At 52.8% G+C, this 24644-nt stretch carries 21 protein-coding genes; 7 read left to right on the top strand and 14 right to left on the bottom strand.

The window, feature by feature from the left end; translation table 11 throughout:
- Position 1: 1 nt before the first annotated feature.
- The gene (locus tag G462_RS0116080; protein WP_026959907.1) at positions 2-2872 is read right to left on the bottom strand and encodes an HD domain-containing phosphohydrolase; all 2871 of its coding nucleotides are present in this window, start codon (positions 2870-2872) and stop codon (positions 2-4) included.
- 375 nt (positions 2873-3247) lie between these two features.
- Here G462_RS0116080 and mglB point away from each other — a divergent pair, with 375 nt between their 5' ends.
- The 5 genes from mglB to G462_RS0116055 all read left to right on the top strand — a co-directional run bounded on the left by mglB (position 3248) and on the right by G462_RS0116055 (position 9270).
- Positions 3248-4219, top strand: coding sequence for a galactose/glucose ABC transporter substrate-binding protein MglB (gene mglB, locus G462_RS0116075; protein ID WP_026959906.1), 972 nt, complete (start codon positions 3248-3250; stop codon positions 4217-4219).
- Positions 4220-4271: 52 nt separating this feature from the next.
- Positions 4272-5783, top strand: a complete 1512-nt coding sequence (gene mglA / locus G462_RS0116070) for a galactose/methyl galactoside ABC transporter ATP-binding protein MglA (RefSeq protein WP_026959905.1) — start codon at positions 4272-4274, stop codon at positions 5781-5783.
- Positions 5784-5794: 11 nt separating this feature from the next.
- On the top strand, positions 5795-6829 hold the full coding sequence (gene mglC, locus G462_RS0116065; RefSeq protein WP_026959904.1) for a galactose/methyl galactoside ABC transporter permease MglC: 1035 nt from the start codon (positions 5795-5797) through the stop codon (positions 6827-6829).
- A gap of 195 nt (positions 6830-7024) precedes the next feature.
- Entirely contained in the window at positions 7025-8761 is a 1737-nt protein-coding gene (locus tag G462_RS0116060) for a methyl-accepting chemotaxis protein (RefSeq protein ID WP_051326797.1), read from the top strand.
- 32 nt (positions 8762-8793) lie between these two features.
- Positions 8794-9270: a methyltransferase family protein gene (locus G462_RS0116055; RefSeq protein ID WP_026959902.1), complete on the top strand. Its 477-nt coding sequence runs from the start codon at positions 8794-8796 to the stop codon at positions 9268-9270.
- A gap of 29 nt (positions 9271-9299) precedes the next feature.
- On the opposite strand, the gene rpoS is transcribed toward G462_RS0116055, so the two are convergent.
- The 13 genes from rpoS to rlmD all read right to left on the bottom strand — a co-directional run bounded on the left by rpoS (position 9300) and on the right by rlmD (position 23004).
- Positions 9300-10277: an RNA polymerase sigma factor RpoS gene (rpoS, locus tag G462_RS0116050; protein ID WP_026959901.1), complete on the bottom strand. Its 978-nt coding sequence runs from the start codon at positions 10275-10277 to the stop codon at positions 9300-9302.
- Between the two features lie 45 nt (positions 10278-10322).
- A complete protein-coding gene (locus tag G462_RS0116045; RefSeq protein WP_211234230.1) occupies positions 10323-11192 on the bottom strand; it encodes a peptidoglycan DD-metalloendopeptidase family protein in 870 nt (289 codons plus the stop codon).
- 7 nt (positions 11193-11199) lie between these two features.
- Complete coding sequence (locus G462_RS0116040; protein WP_026959899.1) at positions 11200-11835, bottom strand: protein-L-isoaspartate(D-aspartate) O-methyltransferase; 636 nt, start codon at positions 11833-11835, stop codon at positions 11200-11202.
- Positions 11836-12591 (bottom strand): 5'/3'-nucleotidase SurE, encoded by a 756-nt coding sequence (gene surE / locus G462_RS0116035; protein ID WP_026959898.1) that lies wholly within the window; start codon positions 12589-12591, stop codon positions 11836-11838. It lies immediately after the preceding gene.
- Entirely contained in the window at positions 12588-13640 is a 1053-nt protein-coding gene (gene truD / locus G462_RS0116030) for a tRNA pseudouridine(13) synthase TruD (RefSeq protein ID WP_051326796.1), read from the bottom strand. The genes surE and truD overlap by 4 nt, the downstream gene beginning before the upstream one ends.
- Positions 13633-14112 carry a 2-C-methyl-D-erythritol 2,4-cyclodiphosphate synthase gene (ispF, locus tag G462_RS0116025; protein ID WP_035478003.1) on the bottom strand — a complete coding sequence of 160 codons (480 nt, stop codon included), beginning with the start codon at positions 14110-14112 and terminating at the stop codon, positions 13633-13635. The genes truD and ispF overlap by 8 nt, the downstream gene beginning before the upstream one ends.
- Positions 14109-14801, bottom strand: a complete 693-nt coding sequence (gene ispD, locus G462_RS0116020) for a 2-C-methyl-D-erythritol 4-phosphate cytidylyltransferase (protein ID WP_026959895.1) — start codon at positions 14799-14801, stop codon at positions 14109-14111. The genes ispF and ispD overlap by 4 nt, the downstream gene beginning before the upstream one ends.
- Positions 14802-14812: 11 nt before the next feature.
- The gene (gene ftsB, locus G462_RS0116015; protein WP_026959894.1) at positions 14813-15091 is read right to left on the bottom strand and encodes a cell division protein FtsB; all 279 of its coding nucleotides are present in this window, start codon (positions 15089-15091) and stop codon (positions 14813-14815) included.
- A 316-nt stretch (positions 15092-15407) separates the two neighbouring features.
- Positions 15408-16706: a phosphopyruvate hydratase gene (eno, locus tag G462_RS0116005; RefSeq protein WP_026959893.1), complete on the bottom strand. Its 1299-nt coding sequence runs from the start codon at positions 16704-16706 to the stop codon at positions 15408-15410.
- 54 nt (positions 16707-16760) lie between these two features.
- A complete protein-coding gene (locus G462_RS0116000; protein WP_026959892.1) occupies positions 16761-18392 on the bottom strand; it encodes a CTP synthase in 1632 nt (543 codons plus the stop codon).
- A gap of 136 nt (positions 18393-18528) precedes the next feature.
- On the bottom strand, positions 18529-19338 hold the full coding sequence (gene mazG, locus G462_RS0115995) for a nucleoside triphosphate pyrophosphohydrolase (protein ID WP_026959891.1): 810 nt from the start codon (positions 19336-19338) through the stop codon (positions 18529-18531).
- Between the two features lie 93 nt (positions 19339-19431).
- A complete protein-coding gene (gene relA / locus G462_RS0115990; protein WP_026959890.1) occupies positions 19432-21651 on the bottom strand; it encodes a GTP diphosphokinase in 2220 nt (739 codons plus the stop codon).
- A 30-nt stretch (positions 21652-21681) separates the two neighbouring features.
- Positions 21682-23004, bottom strand: a complete 1323-nt coding sequence (rlmD, locus tag G462_RS0115985; protein WP_026959889.1) for a 23S rRNA (uracil(1939)-C(5))-methyltransferase RlmD — start codon at positions 23002-23004, stop codon at positions 21682-21684.
- Between the two features lie 94 nt (positions 23005-23098).
- Between rlmD and G462_RS0115980 the strand changes: the two genes are divergently transcribed.
- Both G462_RS0115980 and G462_RS0115975 read left to right on the top strand, forming a co-directional pair.
- Positions 23099-23377: a hypothetical protein gene (locus G462_RS0115980; RefSeq protein ID WP_026959888.1), complete on the top strand. Its 279-nt coding sequence runs from the start codon at positions 23099-23101 to the stop codon at positions 23375-23377.
- A 69-nt stretch (positions 23378-23446) separates the two neighbouring features.
- Positions 23447-24640 carry an ISL3 family transposase gene (locus G462_RS0115975; RefSeq protein ID WP_026958461.1) on the top strand — a complete coding sequence of 398 codons (1194 nt, stop codon included), beginning with the start codon at positions 23447-23449 and terminating at the stop codon, positions 24638-24640.
- The last annotated feature ends 4 nt before the right edge of the window (positions 24641-24644 follow it).

The following is a 24644-nucleotide window of genomic DNA, read 5'->3' as shown; positions in this document are numbered from 1 at the left end:
GCTAGGCCGACTTGGCCTGAGGTAAATAGTCGCTGATATCCACCTCATCGATTTGCTCTTTATCGAGGAACTGCTTGGCATAACTCTCGTAAACCCGCCGCTCCAGGAACAGCCGGAATAGCGCAGGGTCGATATGCTCATCTTTAGCCATAAAGCTCATAATCTTCAAGGCTTGGCTCAAGGTCTTGCCCTTCTTGTAAGGGCGGTCAGAGGCGGTCAGCGCCTCGAAGATATCCGCCACCGCCATCATCCGCGCGGTCACAGGCATCTGCTCGCGCATCAGGCAGCGCGGATAGCCTGAGCCATCCATCTTCTCGTGGTGGCCGCCGGCAATCGCAGGCACATTTGACAAGTAGCTGGGAAATGGCAGCTGCTCGAGCATGATGATGGTCTGCACGATATGGTCATTAATCTTGTAGCGCTCTTCCTCGGTGAGAGTACCGCGCGCGATACTCAGGTTGTGCAGCTCACCGCGGTTGTACTCAAACTCCGGTACATTGAGCTTAAAGCCCCAAGGGTTTTCCGGTTGCTCGACCGCAGATGGGGTACGCAGCTGGCAGTGTTCGTCTTTATTATCCAGCAAAGCTTCCAGGTGCGGCAGCGGCTTGGCCGGATAGGCCTTGAGGCGGTCCAGCTCAAGGTGAGAAAGTCCTAAGCGGTCATCGAGGGTGCGCAGCCAGCGCCGTTGGCCGATGGTTTTAAGCCGCGCAATATCGGCTTTCTCCATAAATTCGCCGCCCTGATTACAGTTGGCAACGAAAGCAAACTCCTCATCGAGTTCACGTAGTAACACTTCCAACTCGCGTTTGTCGGCAGGCTTGCCTTGCGCTCGTGCCTGCCAGTATTCCAACTGGGCGTCGCGCTTGAGCACCTCAAAGCGCATCCTGACCTCGTGGATGCGATCGTAGATGGTCTCGAGCTTGGTGGCCTTGTCAACCACGTACTCGGGGGTAGTAACCTTGCCGCAATCGTGCAGCCAACTGGCGATATGCAGCTCTTCCCATTGATCATCGTTGAGTGAGAACGAAGCAAACTCGCCTTGGGTCTCGTATTGAGCGGCCCTAGCCAACATCTTAGTCAGCTCTGGCACCCGCTTACAGTGCGCCCCGGTATACGGCGACTTGGCATCGATGGCGTCGGCGATTAGCTCGATAAAGGCCTGCATCAATTGTTTTTGGGCGTCGATCAGCTGGCGGTTTTCCACCGCCACGGTGATCACCCCACTCAAGGCATTTAGAAAAGACAGACGCTGTCGGCTCAATAAGGTACCGGGCTCGCCCAACATCACCATCAAGCCAATCACTTTGCGCTGGCGGTCGATCAGTGGGCAGATCATGGCAGAGTGCACTTGCTGCTGGTGACTCACCTGAACCATACTGGCGCGGCGGTGGTGCGACTCATTGAGCAAGCTGGCCACCAAGGGCTGACGCGCCGCCTGCACATCATTTAACTGCTCGGGCAACGCAATCTTCTCACCGCGCTGAGCTGCCAGCTCATAGCCGTCTTCCTTGGCCAACCAGATAGCCCCGGTGGGCATACCAACGATTTTGTTGAGCTCGTCTAGGTAGCGTTGCAGCAAGCGCTGGAAGCTGTTTTCTTCCCCCACGATGGTCGACACTTCGGCGAACTGCTCGATGGTGGCTTTCATTCGCTCGGTGGTATTACTTAGCTGGTAGATCTCCTGCACCATCGAGTCGATGGGCTTGGATTTGGCAAAGTCGAACGACATGATCGCTTCGCTCTGATCTTTGAGCAGCCGCAGTGGCTTGGAGATCATCCTCGAGAACATCCACGCGATGGGGATAGAAATCACCATAATAATGGTGGATAGCAGCATCGAGGTATCGCGTGCCAATTTGGCCTCACCAAGCAACTCATCGAGTGGCGTAACAATACCAAGATAAAGGTCGGCAACCCCCACCTCCATCAGTGACACATCTCCACGCCATGTCTGAGAGCCCACCTTAAGGTCAAACTCACCGATGCGCTGCTGCTGCGCCAAACGCTGCATGACCGGCACATCGAGTTGATTGAGGTTGGGTAGCTCTTGGCGCGCCCGTGGATTATCGGCCTGCACTTCTAAGCGGCTCGGGTTACTGTGGGCCAACAAGGTCTTGGAATCGTTGTACACCACCAGCTCAGTGGAAGGGGTAAACACATGCCGCTGTAGCAGCTTTGACATCTCCACCAAAGTGATATCAGCGCCCACTACAAAGCGCTTGTCAGGTGCGGCAATGGCCAAGGTCATGCCGATGTCTTGGCTGGTAAAAAAACGATAGGGGCTGGTTACCACAATTTCTTGTTGCTCGCTGGCCAACTGATACCAAGGACGCTCTCGTGGGTCATAGGTGTACTCGCGCCCCAGAGGATCAGCAATAAACTGCAGGTCCTCGGTATAGAATTGGATTTCACCCTTGCCTTTCAATACTTGGTTCACCGAGTACCGGGCTTCCAACGGCCCGCCATGACGCAGACTATCAGCCTGATCGTCAAAGCGTCGCACCAAATAAAAGCTACCATTATCGAAACCGACATAGATCGAGCTGAGGAAGGGTTGCAACTCTAAGGCGTTGCTCAGCATGATCAACCAGCGCTCAGGCTTTTCCAGAAAATCTTGTTCGGTCGGTTCAATGTAGCGCAGATTCAGTACCGCAGACTGGGCACTGTTTAAGGTATAACGCGTCTGATCGAGCACGTTCTCGCCAATCTCGCTGAAGATAGCGCGTTGATTTGACGAAACAATCTCGGACGTTTTCTGGTAGTTAAAAATAGCGATGATGGCGCAGGTCACCACCAGCATCAGTACCATGATGGTAGCCAGATGCAGCTGTAGTGGAAACCTAACTTTTCTCACCATATCCCTTTGTTGCATGTACCCTCCGTGGACTATGCAGATTCTCTCATGGTAGTCCTATTTAACGTGTTAAGGGAATAGCTGCACTGGAAATTTCATACACGGATTCTTGATAAAAAGTTGATTCATGACGCCATTTATAAAGGGATAGCGTTTACCTTTCACCCGCTTGTGAGCTGGCTCACTCTGCTAGTCAAGTGCTCGCAGAGTTAGAAATTATTGCTGAACCAAATTTTGTGACCTGAGTGTAAACGATTACCTAGTAGTGCGAATGGCCTCACATAATCGCGTATAAATTTCCCCTAGACTGCGACTGGCTGGTGCTGAAAACCTTATCAAAGCACCCTACCTACAAACTACAAAGAAGTACAAAGACAATAAAAGGATATAGGAATGAAAAAACTGACTACGCTCGCTACGCTTGTTGCAGGGATGACGATTGCCGGTTCAGCTATGGCTACCACCATCGGCTTTACCGTGTACAAGTACGATGACAACTTTATGTCTGTAGTACGTCAAGCTATCGAATCTACTGCCGCTTCTGATAGCGACACCCGCATCATGATGAACGACTCGCAAAACAACCAATCGATGCAGAACGATCAGATTGACGTGATGCTAGCTCGTGGTGTGGATGCACTCGCGATCAACTTGGTGGACCCAGCAGCAGCGCCAGTTGTGATCAACAAAGCGAAAATGGACGATGTACCGATTGTCTTCTACAACAAAGAGCCTTCAGCTGAAGCCTTAGCCAGCTACGACAAAGCCTACTACGTAGGTACCGACTCTAAGGAGTCTGGCATCATCCAAGGGCAGTTGATTGCTAAGCACTGGCAAGCCAACCCAAGCTGGGATCTCAATGGCGACGGCAAAATCCAGTTTGTACTTCTGAAAGGTGAGCCTGGCCACCCAGATGCGGAAGCCCGTACCTCTTACGTTATCAGCACCCTGAACGATATGGGCTATGAGACCGAGCAGCTACATCTGGATACTGGCATGTGGGATACCGCCATGGCCAAAGATAAGATGGATGCATGGATTTCTGGTCCAAACGGCAGCAAGATCGAAGTGGTTATCGCCAACAACGATGCAATGGCAATGGGCGCAATCGAGTCGCTACGTGCCGCGGGTACTGACCTACCGGTATTCGGTGTTGATGCTCTGACTGAAGCATTGGCTTTGGTTAAGTCAGGCGACATGGCGGGTACCGTATTGAACGATGCGCAAAACCAAGCTAAAGCGACCTTCGAGCTGGCTCGTAATCTGGCTAACGGCAAAGCTGCAGCCGATGGCACCGAGTGGAAAATCGAAGAGAAGATCGTTCGCGTTCCTTACGTGGGTGTGGACGCTAGCAACGTAGAGTAGTTCACCCCTAAAGAAGCGGGGGTTCTCCCCGCTTTTTCTCTCGGAATTTGCCATGACAGATAGTAAACAGAACGAATACCTGCTTGAAATGACCGGGGTCGATAAGTCGTTCCCGGGTGTAAAGGCATTAGATCAGGTAAATCTAAAGGTTCGTCCTCACTCGATACATGCCTTGATGGGTGAGAACGGCGCGGGTAAGTCTACCTTACTGAAATGCTTGTTTGGTATTTACAGTAAAGACGCCGGCGACATTCGCTTTCTCGGTAAGCCTGTGGATTTTCAGTCTTCCAAACAGGCCTTGGAAGCGGGCGTATCGATGGTTCACCAAGAACTCAATCAGGTTAAGCAACGCACGGTAATGGACAACATCTGGTTGGGCCGTTATCCACTTAAAGGCTTGTTCGTTGATCACGACAAGATGTATCACGACACCAAGGCGGTGTTTGACGAACTTGATATCGACATCGACCCGAAAACCAAAGTGGAGTCGCTGTCGGTTTCTCAAATGCAGATGGTGGAGATTGCCAAGGCTTTCTCATACAACGCCAAGATCGTCATCATGGATGAGCCGACTTCTTCTCTGACCGAGAAAGAAGTAAATCATCTATTCACCATTATTCGTAAGCTCAAGGAGCGCGGCTGTGGCATTGTCTACATCTCGCACAAGATGGACGAAATCTTCGCCATTTGTGATGAGATCACCATCTTGCGTGATGGACAATGGGTAAACACTCAGCCTCTTGAAGGCTTGGACATGGACCAAATCATCGCCATGATGGTAGGCCGTGAACTGACCCAGCGTTTCCCTGAAAAAACCAATGTCCCGAAAGAGACTATCCTCGAGGTCAGCAACCTCACCGCACTGAATCAGCCTTCCATTCAAGACATTAACTTCGAGCTACGCAAGGGCGAGGTGTTGGGGATTGCCGGTCTGGTCGGCGCGAAACGTACCGATATTGTTGAAGCACTGTTTGGCATTCGCCAACGCAGTGAGGGCAGTATCAAGCTCCACGGCAAGGAAGTGGCCAACAAAGATGCTCACGAAGCAATTCGTAATGGCTTCGCCTTGGTCACCGAAGAGCGCCGGGCCACTGGTATTTACGCCAACCTAGACATCACCTTCAACTCATTGGTTGCCAATGTAGAGAGCTATCGCGAACGCAGCGGCTTGCTAAGCAACAAGCGCATGAAGAGCGATACCCAATGGGTGATTGACTCGATGAGCGTTAAAACGCCATCGCACGGCACTAACATTGGCTCGCTATCCGGCGGTAACCAGCAGAAAGTCATTATTGGCCGCTGGCTGCTAACCGGGCCAGAGGTATTGATGCTGGATGAACCGACTCGAGGCATCGACGTTGGTGCGAAGTATGAAATCTACCAACTGATTCTTGAGCTGGCTAAGAAGGACCGTGGGGTCATCATCATCTCGTCAGAGATGCCTGAGCTGTTAGGCATCACCGACCGCATTCTGGTAATGAGTAACGGTAAGGTGGCGGGCATCGTTGATACCAAAGAGACCACACAAAACGAAATTCTCAATTTAGCGTCGCGCTATCTGTAAAGGACTCTGTCATGGACAACACGAATAACACTAAGCCCGGCTTACAGCTCGGCAGCGTAGGATTACGCTACCTCAAAGAGGGTGGGATCTACGCAGTACTATTTATCTTACTTGCAGTGATTATCATCCAGGAGCCTTCGTTCCTGAGCCTGCGTAACCTCAGTAACATTCTGACTCAAAGCTCGGTACGTATCATTATCGCACTGGGTGTCGCCGGTCTGATTGTCACCCAAGGTACTGACCTTTCGGCGGGTCGTCAGGTTGGCTTAGCAGCGGTGGTTTCCGCCTCGCTGTTGCAGTCGGTAGACAACGTCAACAAGGTATTCCCAGACTTGGGTGAACTACCTATTATTGGCGTCATCATCATTGTCTGCTCCATCGGTGCCGTTATCGGCCTGGTTAACGGCATCATCGTTGCCTATCTCAAGGTGACGCCGTTTATTGCCACCTTGGGTACCATGATTATCGTATACGGGGTTAACTCCTTGTACTTCGATTCAATTGGTGCATCTCCGGTTGCCGGCTTCGACCCCCGCTTCTCTGAGTTTGCCCAGGGCTTCCTCCGCTTCGGGACATTCAGGCTCTCCTACCTCACCTTCTATGCCATCGGGGCCATCATCTTTATGTGGATCCTATGGAACAAGACGGTATTTGGTAAGAACATCTTTGCCATCGGTGGTAACCCTGAAGCTGCCAAGGTATCGGGTGTGAACGTGCCGGTGACTTTGCTGAAGATCTATGCACTTTCCGGTGTGTTCTACGGCTTTGGCGGTATGCTGGAAGCTGGCCGTATCGGTAGTGCAACCAACAACCTCGGCTTTATGTACGAGCTCGATGCCATTGCGGCCTGTGTGGTCGGTGGGGTGAGCTTCGCCGGTGGTGTGGGTAGTATTGCGGGCGTGGTTACCGGTGTATTGATCTTCACCGTTATCAACTACGGTATGACCTACATTGGTGTAAGCCCCTACTGGCAGTACATCATCAAAGGCTCGATTATCATCTTCGCAGTAGCCTTGGACTCGATGAAATACGCGGATAAGAAATAATCCTTAGCGAACGTTTAGCGGCCCTTAGTGGCCGCTTTTTTTCGCTTAGCCACTCAGAAATGTGATGCGGGTTAAGCAATAAACACCAAGTCATTCATATAGTTAATTAGTATCACAAAATATAGCAACCGTAGTTCCGTTGTAGACAACCGCCAACAAGAGCGGGAGCAAGTCGTTTAAGTACAAGGAATCGTTATGCAACTGTCGTTTAAGCAGCAAATTACCGCCCTCTTTCTCTGTATTGTTGTTACCACCACCTTGGTCAGTTTCTTCGCCGTTCGCTACTTCATCAGTGATTACCTACAGCGCAGCGAGCTGAACAGTATCGAGCAATCAATGCAGCTATTGGGGGAGCAAGTTCAACAAAATATTAGTCAGCAGGTACTGGTCGCCGATGTCATGGATACCAGCTCCGACACCCCTGAGAACCTGCAGAACAAGACCGGCTTCGCCAACATCTATCGGGTCATCCAAGGTATGGTGTTTGGCGCACAAGGCACGGTGAACGATGAGCAAATCAGCCAAAACATTCTGCAGCTACTTGAAGGCGCAGGTCAGAGTATTGGGCTGGGCGCCATCGACTACCAGCAAGACAACCCACGTCTGCCAGTAGCCATCCCGGGATCGTCTGGTCGCGGCGATGTTATCTTCCTCGACCTCAGCTCGGTCCGCCAACTGGTCGACTCCAGCAGCTCGCAACTTGCCAGTTTCGCACTGCTCGCCCCCGATGGCACCGTACTCGCTGGCGAGCCAATAGCGGATCAAACTCCGCTTCAGCAAGATATTGATCTATCCGGCCAAACCTGGAGTTTGCAGGGCTATGTCAATATGCAGCAGCTGAAGGCTCAGGCCAACGCGCTTAATCGCTCGATTACGCTATGCCTGTTAATTGTTGGTGTGGTTATCGTCATCCTCACTTTATTAATTGCCCGCCTTTGTTATCGACCCATTAAGGCGCTAAACGCGCGAGTCACCGAGTTCTCCAGCGGCGATATCGACCTGAGCAAACGCCTCGATGACGGCGCCAAAGGTGACCTCGGCGAGATAGCTCACGCCATCAACCAGTTCACGCTTAATCTGCAGGGTATCTTTGGCAAGATATCTAACTCAGCCAGCGCCCTCGGTGATAGCAGTGACAAAATCAGTGAACGCGCGAACAACAACCTACAGCTGGTTAATCAGCAAGGCTCGGTCTGCGAGCAAGCTGTTAGCGCGGTTCAAGAGATGAGTCATACCGCCGATACTGTCGCGCAAACCACCCAAGATGCAGCCAGCCTGACCGAGCAGAGCACCGACCGTATCGACTTCTGCCAACAGTTAGTCGCGCAGTCGAGTTCTAGCGTCACCCAGCTGATGAACGAGGTTGTGCAAGTCGAGCAGGCCGTCGAAAGCCTGGGCAATGATATCAACAGCATTGTGATGGCCTTGGGCGCCATCGATAAGCTGGCTGAGCAAACCAACCTGCTAGCACTTAACGCCGCCATCGAAGCAGCGCGCGCCGGGGACCATGGCCGCGGATTCTCAGTGGTGGCTGAAGAGGTGCGCAATCTGGCCGATCAAACCCAGACCAGCACCCAAGGTATCAATGAGAAACTGGACAACCTGCAAGGCGGTATCACTGCGGTGACTCAGGCGATGTCGGTGGCCAAGACTACCTGCGAGTCCTCTAACGAAAGCAACATCCAAAGTAAGCAAAGCTTGGAGGAGATGACTCAGGTGATCGTCGATATTAATCACCTGAATACCAGCATTGCCACTGCGGCGAACCAGCAGAGCATTGCCAGCAACGAGATCGCCAAGAACATTACCACCTTGCAAGAGATCACCCACGAGGTGGAGAATAATGTAAGCTCGACTCAAAGCACCGCCAGCCAACTGGCTGAACTTCGCGAACAACTGGTGAAAGATCTCGCGGTGTTCCGTATGAACTAGCCCGCCATCAAGCGGCCAAGGGAGGGGCAAGATTGCACAGACTAGAGTTACTTCTGCCCCCGCCTTTGATATGGCTTATCAGCGGTGCCAGCATCTATGCGCTGGCGCCCTCTTCTTCCCCGGCAGGTCTAACTAATCTCGGCATCGCAGTGCTGTTAGCAACAAGCGCCATGGCTTGGGCGCTGGCCGCACTCTATTACTTTCGCCGCGCACGAACCACAATCAATCCACACAAACTAAAGGAGACCTCCGCACTGGTAACCCGAGGCCCCTACCGTTATAGCCGCAATGCGATGTATTTGGCATTGGCGATACTCTTAGTGGCAGAGTGCGTTGCCCTGGCCAGCTTGGCAGGAACACTAATGGTGGTTGGGTTTATCGCCTATATTCAGCGTTTTCAAATTCTGCCTGAGGAGAGTTTTCTCGAAGAGAGCTTTGGTCAAGCCTATTTGGATTATTGCCAGCAGACCCGGCGATGGTTGGGAGCACAACTAAAAAAGCCAGCCTGATCAGGCTGGCTTTTTGAACAAGATTTATCTTACACCTTGAATAACGAGTCGATGGACAGATTCTGCTGTTGCAGGATGTCTCGCAGACGGCGCAGCGCTTCAACTTGGATCTGTCTTACCCGCTCGCGGGTCAGGCCAATCTCACGGCCAACATCTTCCAAGGTAGAGGCTTCATAGCCCAGTAAACCAAAGCGTCGTGCTAACACTTCACGCTGCTTGCTGTTAAGCTCGCCCAACCAAGAAACAATGCTGCTCTTCATATCATCGTCTTGGGTGCGGTGCTCAGGGCCACGCTCTTTATCATCGGAGATGATGTCGAGTAGCGCTTTGTCGTTGTCACCACCAATTGGCGTGTCAACCGAAGAGATGCGCTCGTTCAGTCGTAACATCTTGGTCACATCTTCCACTGGCTTATCGAGTTTTTCAGCAATCTCTTCAGCAGTAGGCTCATGGTCAAGGCTGTGTGCTAACTCACGCGCAGTACGCAAGTAAACGTTCAGCTCTTTGACGACATGAATCGGTAGGCGAATGGTACGGGTTTGGTTCATGATGGCCCGTTCAATGGTTTGACGGTTCCACCAAGTCGCGTAAGTCGAAAAACGGAAGCCTCTCTCAGGATCGAACTTCTCAACGGCACGGATAAGTCCGAGGTTGCCTTCTTCGATCAGGTCTAACAGCGCCAGGCCACGGTTGTTGTAGCGTCGCGCTATCTTAACAACCAGACGTAAGTTACTCTCAATCATACGTTTGCGAGCAGCTTCGTCACCACGCAAGGCGCGGCGGGCAAACAAGACTTCTTCCTCTGCGGTGAGAAGTGGAGAAAAACCAATTTCACCAAGGTATAACTGGGTCGCATCTAAGCTTTTGCCGCTGTCGACACTCTCCGTTTGAACCACTTCCTCCGTTTCACTTTCCGCTTCCCTTGCGGCAAGTTCGTCTAACTCTTGAACGTTGTTGGTTTCGTCTAGGTTGACACTTTGGAGCTTCACGGTGTTACTTTCGGACATAGCTTGCCTCCCTTAGTCAGGTCAGCGTAACTATCTGCTGGCCTGTTATGGTAGATAGCGCCTTGGGTCGACGGACTGCCCTTTGAGACGAATCTCGAAATGCAGACGGGTATCAGTAGTTCCCGTATCGCCCATGTCAGCGATATGCTGACCGGCTTCCACCTGTTGTTTTTCACTGACCCTCAGTCGGCTATTGTGAGCATAGGCACTGAGGAAATCGTCATTGTGTTTGACAATAATGAGTTTGCCGTAACCCCGTAGCGCGCTTCCCGCATATACCACTCTGCCAGATGCAGCTGCTACAACTTTCTGACCGTGACTACCTGTTATATCGAGTCCTTTATTACCGTTGGCTGACGCAGAGAAACCTCTAACAACTCGCCCTTTTGTCGGCCAATTCCAGGTAATGCCTGAAACCCTTTTCTTAGGTAGATCCGCGGTAACAGAGGTTTCAGCGTATTCCGTTGTTGACGTTGATTCAAGCTTTTTTGACGTATTATTAACAGTTGTAACTTGATTGTTGCGCGGATTTTGACTCTGCGTAGCAACTGGAGCCTTTGTAGGACGGGGCTTGGTGGCGACTACAGGAGGAGTTGTGACCTTTGTCTCAGTTTGGCGAAGTTTAATTTTTTGGCTTTCGAAAATAGTATATGGCGGCTTGATGCCGTTCCAGCTGGCAAGCTGCTTGAAGTCGACACCGGCACGCCATGCAATCGAGTAAAGAGTTTCACCACGCTGGACGGTGTAATCGCGAGAGTTAATCGAACCACGCGATTCCGCGGTGTAAGCGCCAGCCTGTGTTACCGGTGCAGGGGCCCGATCGCCGCCCGAACAGGCAACAACCAGCAAACAACCACCTAGCACGATAAACCATCGCCGCATCAATAACTCAACAGCTCGCAGCGCACTACTCATAGGACGACTAGGCCAACTCTCCATTAACTAAGGGAACGAAGCGAACCGCCTCAACTGCTTGCTGCTGATATTTGTCACCATTGCGGGTAATCAGTTGCAGTGTCTGCTGTTGCTCACCAATAGGAATCACCATCTTGCCGCCATCGGCCAGCTGCTCCACGAGCTTCATCGGTAAATGAGCAGCCGCCGCGGTCACAATGATGGCGTCAAACGGGGCTTTTGCATCCCAGCCCTGCCAACCGTCACCGTGCTTGGTGAAGACATTGTGCAGATCTAGGCGCTTCAAGCGGCGCTTAGCCTGAAACTGTAAGGTCTTGATCCGCTCTACCGAATAAACCTGCTCCACCAACTGGGCCAGCACCGCGGTTTGGTAACCCGAGCCAGTGCCAATCTCCAACACTCGCTTAGGATTGGATTGCATCAGGATCTCAGTCATTCGGGCAACGATATAGGGTTGGCTTAAGGTCTGTCCTTGACCAATCGGCAACGCAGTGTTGTCCCAAGCCTGATGCGCTAAGGCCTCATCAAGAAAGGCTTCACGTGGGAGTCGTGCCATCGCCTGCAATACACCGCTATGGCTAATCCCATGTTGTTGCAAGGCCTGAGTCAGTCGAAGGCTGTTAGGGCTTTCCCCTAGATACATTTAGTCGTTCTCCCAGTGCTGCAGCCATTCCTCCAGGCTGCTCATTAACGAGTAGGCGGTCATATCGATGCTAATCGGTGTAATCGAAACATAGCCCTTGGCAACGGCATCGAAATCGGTGCCCTCGCCTGCGTCCTGCTTCTCGCCCGGAGGACCGAGCCAAAACACTTCTTGGCCTCGCGGGTCGAGTTCCTTGATCATCTTCTCTGCGCGGTGGCGAGCCCCTAAGCGCGTTACCCTGATCCCCTTTAACTGCTCAAACGGCAGATCGGGCACATTAACATTCAGGATCTGATTGCTAGGTAGACCTTGGCGACGAAGCTGACCGACGATGTCTACGGTGACCCTTGCCGCCGTATCGTAGTGAAGGCATTGCTTACTGGCCAGTGACACTGCGATAGCAGGCAAGCCAAGGTTCCTTCCTTCCATTGCCGCTGCGACAGTCCCCGAGTAGAGCACATCGTCCCCTAAATTAGCTCCAGCATTAATACCAGCTATCACAAACTCAGGCAAGTCAGCCACGAGCTGGTTCAGGGCCAAGTGCACACAATCGGTGGGCGTGCCCTTAACCAACACTTGGTTTTCCGCCAGACGATTGATTCTTAGCGGATTTTCCAAGGTCAGCGAACTGCTGGCTCCGCTACAGTTTCGGTCAGGTGCCACCACTAACACCTCGCCCAGTTTACTTAAGTGCTGAGCCAGTACCTGAATGCCTGGAGCGTGAATTCCATCATCGTTGCTAACCAGTAGCGTCATCGAGATTCCTCACAGATAGCTAACTCACGTAATACCGAGGTGGCAAAACAACCCGCCGGCAAGAAGAAACTGACGACCAAGTCTTGCTCCTGCCACTGCCACGCCAAATTTTGAGGATAGAGCGCCAGTGCCCGACGTTCCATTTTAAGGCCAGCCTTCGCCAAGCCATCTACCAAGTCTTGGTAGCGCTCCATCACGGCCTGCTCGATAGCCGCCACCTCAGATTGGCTCGCCAGCTCGCCGCGACCAACCATCAGTGCGGTAAGCTCAATCTCTTGATCATTAAAGCGAGCTAACAGCGCATCACTGAGCTCGGGCTCACTGAAGATGGCGTTGGAGCTGCGAAACTTAAACACCTCGCCGGGTAGCGGAGTGGCAAAGCAGTCTTGGGCGACCCGCTCGCTGATAATGGCGTTAAACACCACGCTGCGCGCGGCGCTTAGATACATGCTGCGCTTATCGCGGTCGCGGATGCGCTTGCCATCGAACATGGCTCGGGCTTGCACGATGTTGCCACCGTTAAAACCAAAGCGCTGGTTACCGAAGTAGTTTGGCACGCCCGACTGCGCAACCTTGGCCAGTCTCGCTTCCACATCAGTTACATCGCTAACATCACGTAGGCGAATGGTGAAGTTGTTGCCCGACAGCGCGCCACGCTTGAGCTTTTTGTTGTGACGCGCAGTGGCGAGAATTTTTACGCCCTCGGCCAGCTCCTCAGGCAGTTCAGGATTGGCTTTGCCAGGAAGCTGGGCGCTGAACCATTGAGTCGTTACGCCATGGCGGTCTTTCAGACCCGCATAGCTAACATCGCGCGGCGCAATCTCTAAGGCGCGGGCGATTTGCTTGGCCACCCATTGGGTGTTGGCGTCGCGCTTCTCAATGTGTAGCAACATATGTTCGCCGTCGCCGCTGAACTCAAATGGTAATAATTCATCGACGCGGAAGTCCTCAACCTGCTGCTTTAGCGAAGCGCTAGCCTTAGGCTTGCCATAAAGGTAAGCAAATTCAGGCAGAGCTGTTTGCTCAATGGTAGTTCGTGGTTCAGTCATGCTTGGTCACCAGGCACACCGCATGGGCGGCGATCCCTTCTTTGCGGCCGGTAAAGCCAAGTTTTTCGGTAGTGGTTGCCTTAACGTTCACCGCGTCGATGGCTAACTGCAGGTCTTCTGCCAAAAAGGCGCGCATAGCATCGATATGCGGCGCCATCTTAGGCGCCTGAGCGATAATGGTCAGGTCGATATTGTTGATGGCATAGCGGCGCTCGCTGAGCTCGCTCACCACCCGGCGCAGCAAGATACGACTATCGATACCGGCATAGGCTTGGTCAGTGTCAGGAAAGTGCTTGCCAATATCCCCCAGCGCGGCAGCGCCGAGCAAGGCATCGCACAGGGCGTGGATCGCTACATCACCATCGCTATGGGCGATAAAGCCCTGCTCATAGGGGATGGCAACGCCGCCAATCATCAGCGGCCCTTCGCCACCAAATTTGTGTACATCAAAACCATGACCAATACGAATCATGCTTGCTCCTGTTTAATCTGTTGAATCAGCCATTGAGCTAATGGCAAGTCTTCCGGGCGAGTGACTTTAAGGTTATCGCTGCGTCCCTCCACCAAGGCGACTGACAGGCCTGCAGCCTCCATAGCCGATGCCTCGTCGGTTACCGCGATATCTTGTTGCAGGGCTTGCTGCAAGGCATCGGTGAGAGGTCCGCAACGAAACATTTGCGGGGTCATGGCATGCCATAGCTGTTGGCGCTCCACAGTATGGTCGACATGCCCATCGCACTCGCGTTTCATGGTGTCTTTAGCCGGCGAGGCCAAGATGGCCCCTTCATTGTGTGCTTCACAATGGCTGATAAGACTGTTTAAGTCATGGCGAGTAAGACACGGCCGGGCTGCATCATGCACCATCACCCAAGCATCGCTGCTACAAACCTGAAGCGCGGCAAGCACCGAGTCGGCCCGCTCACCGCCGCCAACCACGGTTTGTAGTCGCGGATGCTTGGCACAGGCTAGCGCTTGAAACTGCTGGTCTTCAGGATGTAGCGCGACCACAACCGCATCGATACGCGGGTGAGAAAGGAAGACATTCAGGGTGTGCTCAAGCAAGGTAGCCTCGCCCATCGGCAGGTACTGTTTGGGAATAGCGGCTTGCATTCGACTGCCGATCCCAGCGGCGGGGATCACCGCGATAATCGCTTCGCTCATGTTGATTTCGTTTAGTTTTCTTCGGATACCAGGCGGTAGAAGGTCTCACCTGGTTTAATCATGCCAAGCTCGTGGCGGGCCAGCTCTTCAACGGCTTCCAGACCACTTCGCAAATCATCGATCTCGGCAGCGGCCACTTGATTTCTTTGGCCAAGCCCTTGGTTAGCGATCTGCTGCTGGGCCACTTGTTCACGCAATCCCATAAAGTCGTTCAGTGAATTCTTGCCAAACCAGAGTTCGTACTGCAAGAACAGCAGTAACAAAACCAGAATTAGCTTAAATGGGCGCATGAAATCTCCGCATGGCGATAATTTTTGTGGATCATCCCATAAAGGTAGAGTCTGCTCCAGTTTTCGAAAGGATATTCTGGAAAAAGATGCGGGCGGCGGGCGGCGGGCGGCGGGCGGCGGGCGGCGGGCGGCGGGCGGCGGGCGGCGGGCGGCGGGCGGCGGGCGCAGTTTAGATATCTGTCATCCACAGTCTATGCTCTTAGCTCTTAGCTCTTAGCTCTTAGCTCTCAGCCCGAAGCCCAACGCTCGTAACTCGCAGCCGAAAAAAAACCCCGCCGAAGCGAGGTTTTTACAGCTTAAGAGCTTAAAGCGTCAATTACTGACCTTTAACTTCTTTCAGGCCGTTGTAAGGTGCTTTCGCGCCCAGAGCTTCTTCGATACGAATCAGCTGGTTGTACTTAGCAACACGGTCAGAACGGCTCATAGAACCAGTCTTGATTTGGCCAGCAGCGGTACCAACAGCCAGGTCAGCGATGGTTGCATCTTCAGTTTCACCTGAACGGTGAGAGATAACTGCAGTGTAACCAGCGTCTTTAGCCATCTTGATCGCGTTCAGAGTTTCGGTCAGAGAACCGATTTGGTTGAACTTGATCAGGATAGAGTTAGCGATACCTTTGTCGATACCTTCTTTCAGGATCTTGGTGTTGGTTACGAACAGATCGTCACCAACCAGTTGGATCTTGTCGCCCAGCAGTTTGGTTTGGTGTGCGAAGCCATCCCAGTCAGACTCGTCCAGACCGTCTTCGATAGAAACGATTGGGTACTCAGCAACCAGGCCTTCCAAGTAGTGGTTGAACTCTTCTGAAGTGAAGATCTTGCCTTCGCCCTTCATGTTGTAGTTACCAGCTTCTTTGTCGTAGAACTCAGAAGCAGCACAGTCCATAGCCAGAGTTACGTCTTTGCCCAGCTCGTAGCCAGCCAGCTCAACAGCTTCTTTAATCGCAGCCAGAGCAGCAGCGTTAGACTCTAGGTTAGGAGCGAAACCACCTTCGTCACCTACCGCAGTGCTCATGCCTTTAGACTTAAGAACTTTAGCCAGGTTGTGGAATACTTCAGCACCGATGCGCAGACCTTCTTTCAGAGTCGCAGCGCCAACTGGCTGGATCATGAATTCTTGGATGTCTACGTTGTTGTCAGCGTGCTCACCACCGTTGATGATGTTCATCATTGGCAGAGGCATAGAGAACTGACCAGCAGTACCGTTTAGCTCAGCGATGTGCTCGTATAGAGGCATGCCTTTAGCAGCAGCAGCCGCTTTAGCAGCAGCCAGAGATACAGCAAGGATAGCGTTTGCGCCGAACTGAGATTTGTTCTCGGTGCCGTCCAGGTCGATCATGATTTGGTCAAGAGTTGCTTGATCTTTAGCGTCTTTACCAGCCAGAGCTTCAGCGATTGGACCGTTTACAGCTTCAACAGCTTTCAGTACACCTTTACCCAGGAAGCGAGCTTTGTCGCCATCGCGCAGCTCAAGAGCTTCACGAGAACCAGTAGATGCACCAGAAGGAGCTGCTGCCATGCCTACAAAACCACCTTCCAGGTGAACTTCTGCTTCTACAGTTGGGTTTCCGCGTGAATCGATGATTTCACGACCAATCACTTTAACGATATTAGCCATTACTAATTTCCTCTATTTAATGAATTGCTAACTCTTTAAAAAATTTCAGGCTCGTTAGCGTGCCTTATTAAACTCGCCTGCTGCCTTCACAAAGCCCTCGAAAAGAGGGTGACCATCGCGTGGAGTTGAAGTGAACTCGGGATGGAACTGAGCAGCAACGAACCACGGGTGGTTCGGGTTTTCGATAATTTCTACCAGCTTTTTGTCCGAAGACAGGCCGGTCACTTGCAAGCCCTTGCTGGTGATCTTCTCCAACAAGTTGTTGTTTACTTCGTAGCGGTGGCGGTGACGCTCGTAAATCTCGGTGCTGCCGTATAGCTCAGCAACCTTCGAGCCCTTCTCCAGGTGACACAGCTGTGAACCCAGGCGCATGGTGCCGCCCAAGTCAGACGCTTCGCTGCGCTGCTCAACATTACCGTCTTCGTCGATCCACTCGGTAATCAAACCTACCACCGGGTACGGGGTGCTGGAATCGAACTCGGTAGAGTGCGCGCCTTCAAGGCCTGCAACGTTACGGGCGAATTCAATCATCGCCACTTGCATACCCAGACAAATCCCTAGGTAAGGAACCTTGTTTTCACGGGCGTACTTGGCAGCCATAATCTTGCCTTCTACGCCGCGCTCGCCAAAGCCGCCCGGTACCAGGATTGCATCCAGGTCTTTCAAAATCTCGGTGCCTTTGCTCTCAACATCTTGAGAGTCAACGTACTGGATCTTCACGCTCAGACGGTTTTTCAGGCCGCCGTGTTTCAGCGCTTCATTCACCGACTTGTACGCATCAGGCAGTTCGATGTACTTGCCCACCATACCAATCACAACTTCGTTGGTTGGGTTGGCTTCTTCGTAGATTACCTGTTCCCACTCGGCCAAATCGGCTTCTGGGCACTGAATGCCAAAGCGGTCGGTAACCAATTGATCCAGACCTTGCGATTTCAGCAGCGCCGGGATCTTATAAATACTATCTACGTCTTTCAAAGAGATGACAGCGCGTTCTTGCACATTGGTAAACAGCGCAATTTTGCTACGCTCGTTGGCAGGAATCGCACGATCGCTACGGCACACTAGGATATCTGGCTGAATACCGATAGAACGCAGCTCTTTAACAGAGTGTTGGGTTGGCTTGGTTTTCACTTCTCCGGCAGCGCCCAAGTAAGGCACCAGCGTTAGGTGCATATACATAGCGTGCTCACGACCAATCTCGGTACCCAGCTGACGGATAGCTTCGAGGAAAGGTTGTGACTCGATATCACCCACGGTGCCGCCGATCTCTACGATCGCAACATCTACGCCTTCGCCGCCCGCGACAACACGTTCTTTAATTGCATTAGTGATATGAGGAATCACCTGAATGGTGGCACCCAGGTAGTCACCACGGCGCTCTTTTGCTAGTACGTCTGAGTAGACGCGGCCGGTGGTGAAGTTGTTACGCTTGGTCATCTTGTTGCGGATGAAGCGTTCGTAGTGACCCAAGTCCAGGTCGGTCTCAGCACCGTCTTCCGTAACAAATACTTCGCCGTGCTGAATTGGGCTCATGGTACCTGGATCCACGTTGATGTAGGGATCAAGCTTCATAATGGTCACTTTAAGACCACGCGCTTCCAGGATGGCAGCTAGTGAAGCAGCAGCAATACCCTTACCCAAGGAGGATACAACACCTCCAGTGACGAAAATGTATTTTGTTGTCATGTCGAACCTGAGAAATTGGATGTGATTAAGGACGCATCAGTGATACTAGGACGGGGGCATAGTATAGCAAAGGCCCTAACGCTCCACAATCAGGGCCAACTCTACCAGTAGCGTAAGCGCCTACCTTTGCTGCAAATCAAGTTTTGAGGCGTTGTTTGACCTTTTCCCAGAGCGCATCCATCGCCTCCAGCGACATGTCTTGAAGCCGCTTGCCATCGGCCTTGGCCAACTGTTCCACGGCGCGAAAGCGGGTCTCAAATTTGCGGTTGGCTTGATGTAATAAGTCTTCTGCATCAAGGCCTTGATGTCTTGCCAGATTGACAACAGCGAACAATAAATCACCGATCTCTTCGGCGATTTCTTCGCCATCTTGCTGGTGCATTGCCTGACCCACTTCCGCCCACTCTTCCTTCACCTTGTGGTAGGGGCCCCAGGCATCACCCCAATCAAAGCCGACATTGGCGCAGCGCTTTTGCAGCTTTTGCGCGCGACTGAGTGCCGGCAGCGCCTTGGGCACATCATCCAGCACGCTGTTAGCTTGCAACTTAATGGCGCGCTCTTTGGATTTCTCAGCCTCCCAGTTGGCCTTGATGGCCGCCTCGTCGGCGAAATCAATATCAGCAAACACATGGGGATGGCGACGGATCAGTTTCTCACACACCCCATCGACCACATCGGCAAACTCAAAGTCGCCCTGCTCTTTGGCAAACTGGCTATAGAAGATCACCTGAAACAGCAGATCGCCCAGCTCGAGTTTTACCTCGGAGAAGTCCTGACTATCTACCGCTTGGTGAATGGCATCGGCCACCTCATAGGCTTCTTCCAAGGTATGGGGGATGATGGATTGCCAGCTCTGTTTTAGATCCCAAGGGCAACCGCTGTTGGGGTCGCGTAGGCGCGCCATAATCTCGATTAGGGTATCGATGGTATAAGGGCGTGATTCCATGTGAGTCTCTTGTTTTACCTTTGTTGGCTCGAGCAAGTGTTGGCCCGAGCAAGTGTTGGCCCGAGCAAGTGTTGGCCCGAGCAAGCCGCGCTGCTAGCGCAGACGGCGGGCTTCTATAATGTTGTTTACTTGACCGAGCTTACTGAGCACCCTCGAGAGCGTCTCCAGATTGTAGACCTCCACCTCCATATCAATGGTCGCGGTTTGGGTCTTCACATCCGAGTGGGTGTTCATGCCGAGCACATTGACCTTGTCGTTGGCCAACACAGTGGTGATATCGCGCAGCAAGCCGCTACGGTCGTTAGCGCGCACCCGAATGGTCAGGCTGTAGCCACCGGAGTAGTTCTCGCCCCACACCGCATCGATCACCCGCTCAGGGTTACGCCGCTTAAGCTCTTCGAGCTGAGGACAATCGATGCTGTGCACCGAGATACCGCGCCCCTGAGTGATAAAGCCCTTGATGGTATCGCCGGGGATCGGCTGACAGCAGCGGGCGATATGGGTCATCAGGTTGCCGATGCCATCCACCACGATGGAGTCTTTGGCCTTCTTGGTCTTAGGCTGGACCTGCTCGGTCTTCTTGGAGATGGTCTCCAGCGCTTGACGATCTTCTTCTTCGGCGGTGGGCTTATTAAACTTGGCCTGCAGTTGATGAATGAGCTGGTTTAGGCGTACATCGCCCGCCCCCACAGCTGCCATCAGGTCATCGATGGTCTGAACGTTAAAACGCGGCAGGCACTGCTCGGCATCGGCCAGCTTAAAGCCGTGGCGGCTAAGCTCGGTTTCTAGCAGATCTTTACCGGCCACAATGTTCTTGTCGCGGTCTTGTTTTTTAAACCAGGTGACAATCTTGCTGCGCGCCCGCGACGATTTGATATAGCCAAGGTGCGGGTTGAGCCAGTCCCGACTAGGGTTAGGCTCTTTTTGAGTGATGATCTCTACCTGCTCGCCGGTGTGCAACTCATAAGTAAACGGCACAATCCGCCCGCCCACTTTAGCCCCGATACAGCGATGCCCTACCTGGCTGTGCACGTAGTAGGCGAAATCCAGCGGGGTCGAGCCTGAGGGCAAGTCCACCACCTCGCCTTTGGGCGTGAACACATAGACCCGGTCGTCGAACACTTGAGAGCGCAACTCGTCGAGCATGGCGCCGTTCTCGGCGATGTCGTCTTGCCATGCCAGCAGCTTACGTAGCCAAGCGATCTTCTCTTCGTAATCGCCACGCCCACCGCTACCGCCTTCTTTGTATTTCCAGTGCGCCGCCACACCCAGCTCCGACTCTTCGTGCATCTGCTTGGTACGGATCTGGATTTCCACCGACTTACCCTGCGGCCCTAACACCACGGTATGGATACTCTGGTAGCCATTGGGTTTGGGGTTGGCGACGTAGTCATCAAACTCGCTAGGAATATGGTGGTAGTTAGTGTGCACAATCCCAAGCAGCGCATAGCAATCCTGGATGCGCTCGGTGACAATCCTCACCGCACGCACATCGTAGAGCTTGCCAAAATCCAGGCTCTTCTTCTGCATCTTGCGGTAGATGCTGTAGATATGCTTGGGCCGGCCATAAACCTCGGCGTTGATTTGGGCCTTGCCGATCTCGCTGCGCAGGCCTGAGACAAACTCATCAATATAGCGCTCACGGTCGATACGCTTCTCATCGAGCTGCTTAGCAATCTCTTTGTACTTATCTGGGTGCAGGTAGCGGAAGGTGAAATCTTCCAGCTCCCATTTCAGCTGCCCAATCCCCAAACGGTTAGCCAGTGGCGCATAGATGTCTTGGCTCTCTTTGGCCGCTAACACCTTAAGCTCTTCGTCCTCAAGGCGCATCTCGCGCAAATGGCAGATACGCTCAGCCAGCTTAATCACAATCGCGCGCACGTCCCCCACCATGGCAAGCAACATGCGGCGAACATTATCGATTTGTAGGTTGGAGAGGTTGTTACTGTCGGCCGAGCGCAGCAGCTTCATCGCATCCATTTGCGAGACATAGTTTTGTAGCTGCAGCACCTCTTCAGAAAAGTGCGATTCAAACTGCTTGGCCGACAGGCCGCCGTGTTCAATAAACGGAAACACCAGCGCCGCTTGTAAGGTGGGGAGATCCATATTCAAGGTGAGTAGGATCTCGACCATCTCCTTGCCTTTGTCGAGGCAGGCTTGCACTAAAGCGGGTTCGATTTTTTGCTCGCGTAGCAACTGGCAGTCGGCCAGCAGTTGCTCCTGTTCAGCCGCTTTCAGCTCGAGGTTAGCCAGCCATTGGCCTTCATCGAACTGAAGATCTTTGTTGATGTGCGTTTCTCGAACAGAAACCATGCGGTCACTTCCTTATTACTTTATGGCGCGCTATTTGAGACTAAATGCAGCGATTGTTTCAATGTGCTCGGTGTGGGGGAACATATCCACCAAGGTGAGTTTACTCAACCTGTAGTTGTGCGCTTTGAGCACAGCAGCATCGCGAGCCAGCGTCGCCGGATTACAAGAAACATATACTACGGTGGAGGTAGCCATCTTCGCAATACGCTCTATCGCTTGTTTTGCCCCTGCGCGGGCCGGATCGAGCAAGATTCGGTCAAACCGTTGTTTTTGCCACGCTTTGGCGGTCTCTTCCAGCTCCAAATCGCCAGTAAAGGCTTGAATATTGTCCAAGCCATTGGCCTTGGCATTGGCCTTAATCTGCTCGCTCATCGCCGCGACGCCTTCCACCGCTACCACCTCGCTGCAGCGTTGTGCCAATGGCAGGGTGAAATTGCCTACCCCGGAGTATAGATCCAACACCCGATGCTCAGCTTCAACCGCTAAGTACTCCAGCGCCCGCTCAACCAAACGCTGGTTCATCGCCTCGTTGACCTGAATAAAGCTGCCCGGCTCAAAGTAGACCTTTTGCTCGTCGCCCAAGGGATAGAACAAGCGGGCGGGCTCGCCTTCTGCGCCGCCAAAATGCTGCACCTGCTGGTCCGTTTTAAGCTGCATCAGTACGCCGTGCTTCGATGCAAAGGCTTCAAAGAGCTCAAGCTCCTGCGGCGTTAATTTGCCGCTAACGCGCACCACCACGCAGGCCTTGGGTTGTGCGTCAATCAGCTCGACATGACCGAGTTTGGCGCTGCGCGATAGGCCACTTAGCAGTTGTGCCAATGGCTGGATCAGCGCCGACAAGGGCTGACTCAGTACCGGGCAGGCATCGACGCAGATCAGCTGCTTACTGGCCTTTTGACGAAAGCCCAGCTGCCAGCCCCCCTGATACCAAGTGCTCATGCGCGTTACTCGGCGATAGTGCCAGTCCGCTCCAGCTAGCACCTCGATCTCCGGCAACTCTTGGTAGCCCGAGAAACGCGATAGCAAGTTCGCCACCGCCTGTTTCTTGTACTCGCGCTGATCGTCACTCGACAAATGCTGGGCACTACAGCCACCACAACGAGCGTAATACTGGCAATGCGGCGCAACGCGCTGCTCACTATCGTTGTGGCGTTTGAGCAAGCGCGCCTTGCTGTCCTTGGTGGTTGCAGCCTGAATATCGATAAGCTCGCCGGGCAGCGCATCGGCCACAAACCAGGTCTTGCCCTGACTCTTTACCACGCCATTAAGGTGATGGTCGAGACTCTCGACCTTGAGGTTTTTCTGAATTTTCGGCTGTTTTTTGAGCCGTGGTGCTTTAAAGATCTGAGCCATGGTCTTGTTAATGCTATTGCTGAATACAAAAGTTTGGGGGCTTATGTCATGATAAGCGACTGGAGTAGCCACATTTTCCCATAAAGATCTGCCCATGACCAAATACGGACTGCGAGCGCGCGTCTACATTCTAACCATTCTCCCCACCCTGTTTATCGGTATTCTGTTGGCGAGCTACTTCACCCTTAACCGAAACCAGCAGCTGGATAACTTTGTTATCGAACAGGGTGTCAACGTTATCGAGCCCTTGGCGATTGCCGCTGAGGTGGGCCTGAGCCGCCACAACCGCGAGCAGGTCAAGGGGCTGATCAGCGTGATGCATCAGAAGATGTCACCGCTAATTAAGGGTTCTTCGCAGATTAGCGGGGAATAGATACGAAAACGGCTGAATAGGTTATGGTGATGTCGCCAAACAAACCCCGTAACCAACCAGCCGTTTTCGATGTCGAATCTTACCTTTCCGATCGAGCTGTGGGAAGGCTTTAAGCCATCCCATATCGAGCAGCACGACCGCTCCCTCAAGATCCACCTAACCCCTACCTCTCGTCCGCGGTGTCACTGTGGAACCGAAGCTCAGCACATTCACGACACGTCCATCCGGCGTGTATCTGAACGCACCATCCTGGATTACTCGGTCACTCTAATGGTTCCCGTACGACGCCTGCTCTGCCATCAGTGCGGTACGCGCACGGAGCATATTTCATGGTTAAAGCCCTTTTCCCGTATCACAGAGCGCCTAGCTAATTTCGTTCAATCGCTGTGCCCGCTTCTGCCGATTAAGCACTTGGCTCAGTTGGTTGGACTGCATTGGCACACCGTTAAAGAGTTGGATAAAGCTCGGCTTAGACGAGAAGTCCGTGAGCCTAAGTGGGGGCAGGTACGACGCCTGGTGATGGATGAATTCGCGCTGTTTAAGGGGCATCGCTATGCAACGGTCATCGCCGATGCTGATACGCATCAAGTGCTCTGGATTGGTGAGGGCCGAAGTCGGGCAGCAATCCGACCCTTTTTCGAAATGTTGGGCGAACACTGTGAGAACATTGAAGCTGTAGCCATGGATATGAATACAGCGTTCGACTTAGAGGTGCAGGAACACTGCCCAAATGCCCAAGTCGTGTACGACCTATTCCATGTTATCGCCAAGTATGGACGAGAGGTCATTGACCGTGTGCGCGTTGACTGTGCCAATGAACTCAAGGGCGATAAGAAGGCTAGGCAGCGAGTAAAGCGCAGTCGTTGGGTGCTGTTGAAAAACAGAACCAACATGAGCGACAAGCAACAAAGCTACCTGGATGAACTGCTAGATGCCAATCGCTCATTGATGGTGGTTTATCTGCTCAAAGAACAACTCAAAGAGCTTTGGTACTGCAAAGACGAAGAAACAGCGCGAGGCTTGTGGGATGTGTGGTGGCAACAGGTGCAGGAAAGTGGGATCGAGCCATTAATCCGCTTTGCCAACAAGTTAGAGTCTTACCTCCCCGGCATCGTCGCATCAGCGACCCACCCCCTCCACACTTGTCGATTGGAGGGGATGAACAACAAGATCAAACTGATGAAGCGGATGGCTTACGGCTATCGAGATACCGAGTATTTCTTTTTGAAGATAAAAGCAGCATTCCCCGGAGATCCGCGATGAACCT

Origin of the sequence: Aliagarivorans taiwanensis DSM 22990, from assembly GCF_000429505.1 — a bacterium.
GTDB lineage: Bacteria > Pseudomonadota > Gammaproteobacteria > Enterobacterales > Celerinatantimonadaceae > Aliagarivorans > Aliagarivorans taiwanensis.
This window is presented reverse-complemented; position numbering and strand designations above follow the sequence as displayed.

Bases quoted from the DNA above. Each gene is read 5' to 3' on its own strand.
- G462_RS0116080 (WP_026959907.1), bottom strand. From the start codon at position 2,872: ATGCAACAAAGGGATATGGTGAGAAAAGTTAGGTTTCCACTACAGCTG.
- mglB (WP_026959906.1), top strand. From the start codon at position 3,248: ATGAAAAAACTGACTACGCTCGCTACGCTTGTTGCAGGGATGACGATT.
- mglA (WP_026959905.1), top strand. From the start codon at position 4,272: ATGACAGATAGTAAACAGAACGAATACCTGCTTGAAATGACCGGGGTC.
- mglC (WP_026959904.1), top strand. From the start codon at position 5,795: ATGGACAACACGAATAACACTAAGCCCGGCTTACAGCTCGGCAGCGTA.
- G462_RS0116060 (WP_051326797.1), top strand. From the start codon at position 7,025: ATGCAACTGTCGTTTAAGCAGCAAATTACCGCCCTCTTTCTCTGTATT.
- rpoS (WP_026959901.1), bottom strand. From the start codon at position 10,277: ATGTCCGAAAGTAACACCGTGAAGCTCCAAAGTGTCAACCTAGACGAA.
- G462_RS0116045 (WP_211234230.1), bottom strand. From the start codon at position 11,192: ATGAGTAGTGCGCTGCGAGCTGTTGAGTTATTGATGCGGCGATGGTTT.
- G462_RS0116040 (WP_026959899.1), bottom strand. From the start codon at position 11,835: ATGTATCTAGGGGAAAGCCCTAACAGCCTTCGACTGACTCAGGCCTTG.
- surE (WP_026959898.1), bottom strand. From the start codon at position 12,591: ATGACGCTACTGGTTAGCAACGATGATGGAATTCACGCTCCAGGCATT.
- truD (WP_051326796.1), bottom strand. From the start codon at position 13,640: ATGACTGAACCACGAACTACCATTGAGCAAACAGCTCTGCCTGAATTT.
- ispF (WP_035478003.1), bottom strand. From the start codon at position 14,112: ATGATTCGTATTGGTCATGGTTTTGATGTACACAAATTTGGTGGCGAA.
- ispD (WP_026959895.1), bottom strand. From the start codon at position 14,801: ATGAGCGAAGCGATTATCGCGGTGATCCCCGCCGCTGGGATCGGCAGT.
- ftsB (WP_026959894.1), bottom strand. From the start codon at position 15,091: ATGCGCCCATTTAAGCTAATTCTGGTTTTGTTACTGCTGTTCTTGCAG.
- eno (WP_026959893.1), bottom strand. From the start codon at position 16,706: ATGGCTAATATCGTTAAAGTGATTGGTCGTGAAATCATCGATTCACGC.
- G462_RS0116000 (WP_026959892.1), bottom strand. From the start codon at position 18,392: ATGACAACAAAATACATTTTCGTCACTGGAGGTGTTGTATCCTCCTTG.
- mazG (WP_026959891.1), bottom strand. From the start codon at position 19,338: ATGGAATCACGCCCTTATACCATCGATACCCTAATCGAGATTATGGCG.
- relA (WP_026959890.1), bottom strand. From the start codon at position 21,651: ATGGTTTCTGTTCGAGAAACGCACATCAACAAAGATCTTCAGTTCGAT.
- rlmD (WP_026959889.1), bottom strand. From the start codon at position 23,004: ATGGCTCAGATCTTTAAAGCACCACGGCTCAAAAAACAGCCGAAAATT.
- G462_RS0115980 (WP_026959888.1), top strand. From the start codon at position 23,099: ATGACCAAATACGGACTGCGAGCGCGCGTCTACATTCTAACCATTCTC.
- G462_RS0115975 (WP_026958461.1), top strand. From the start codon at position 23,447: ATGTCGAATCTTACCTTTCCGATCGAGCTGTGGGAAGGCTTTAAGCCA.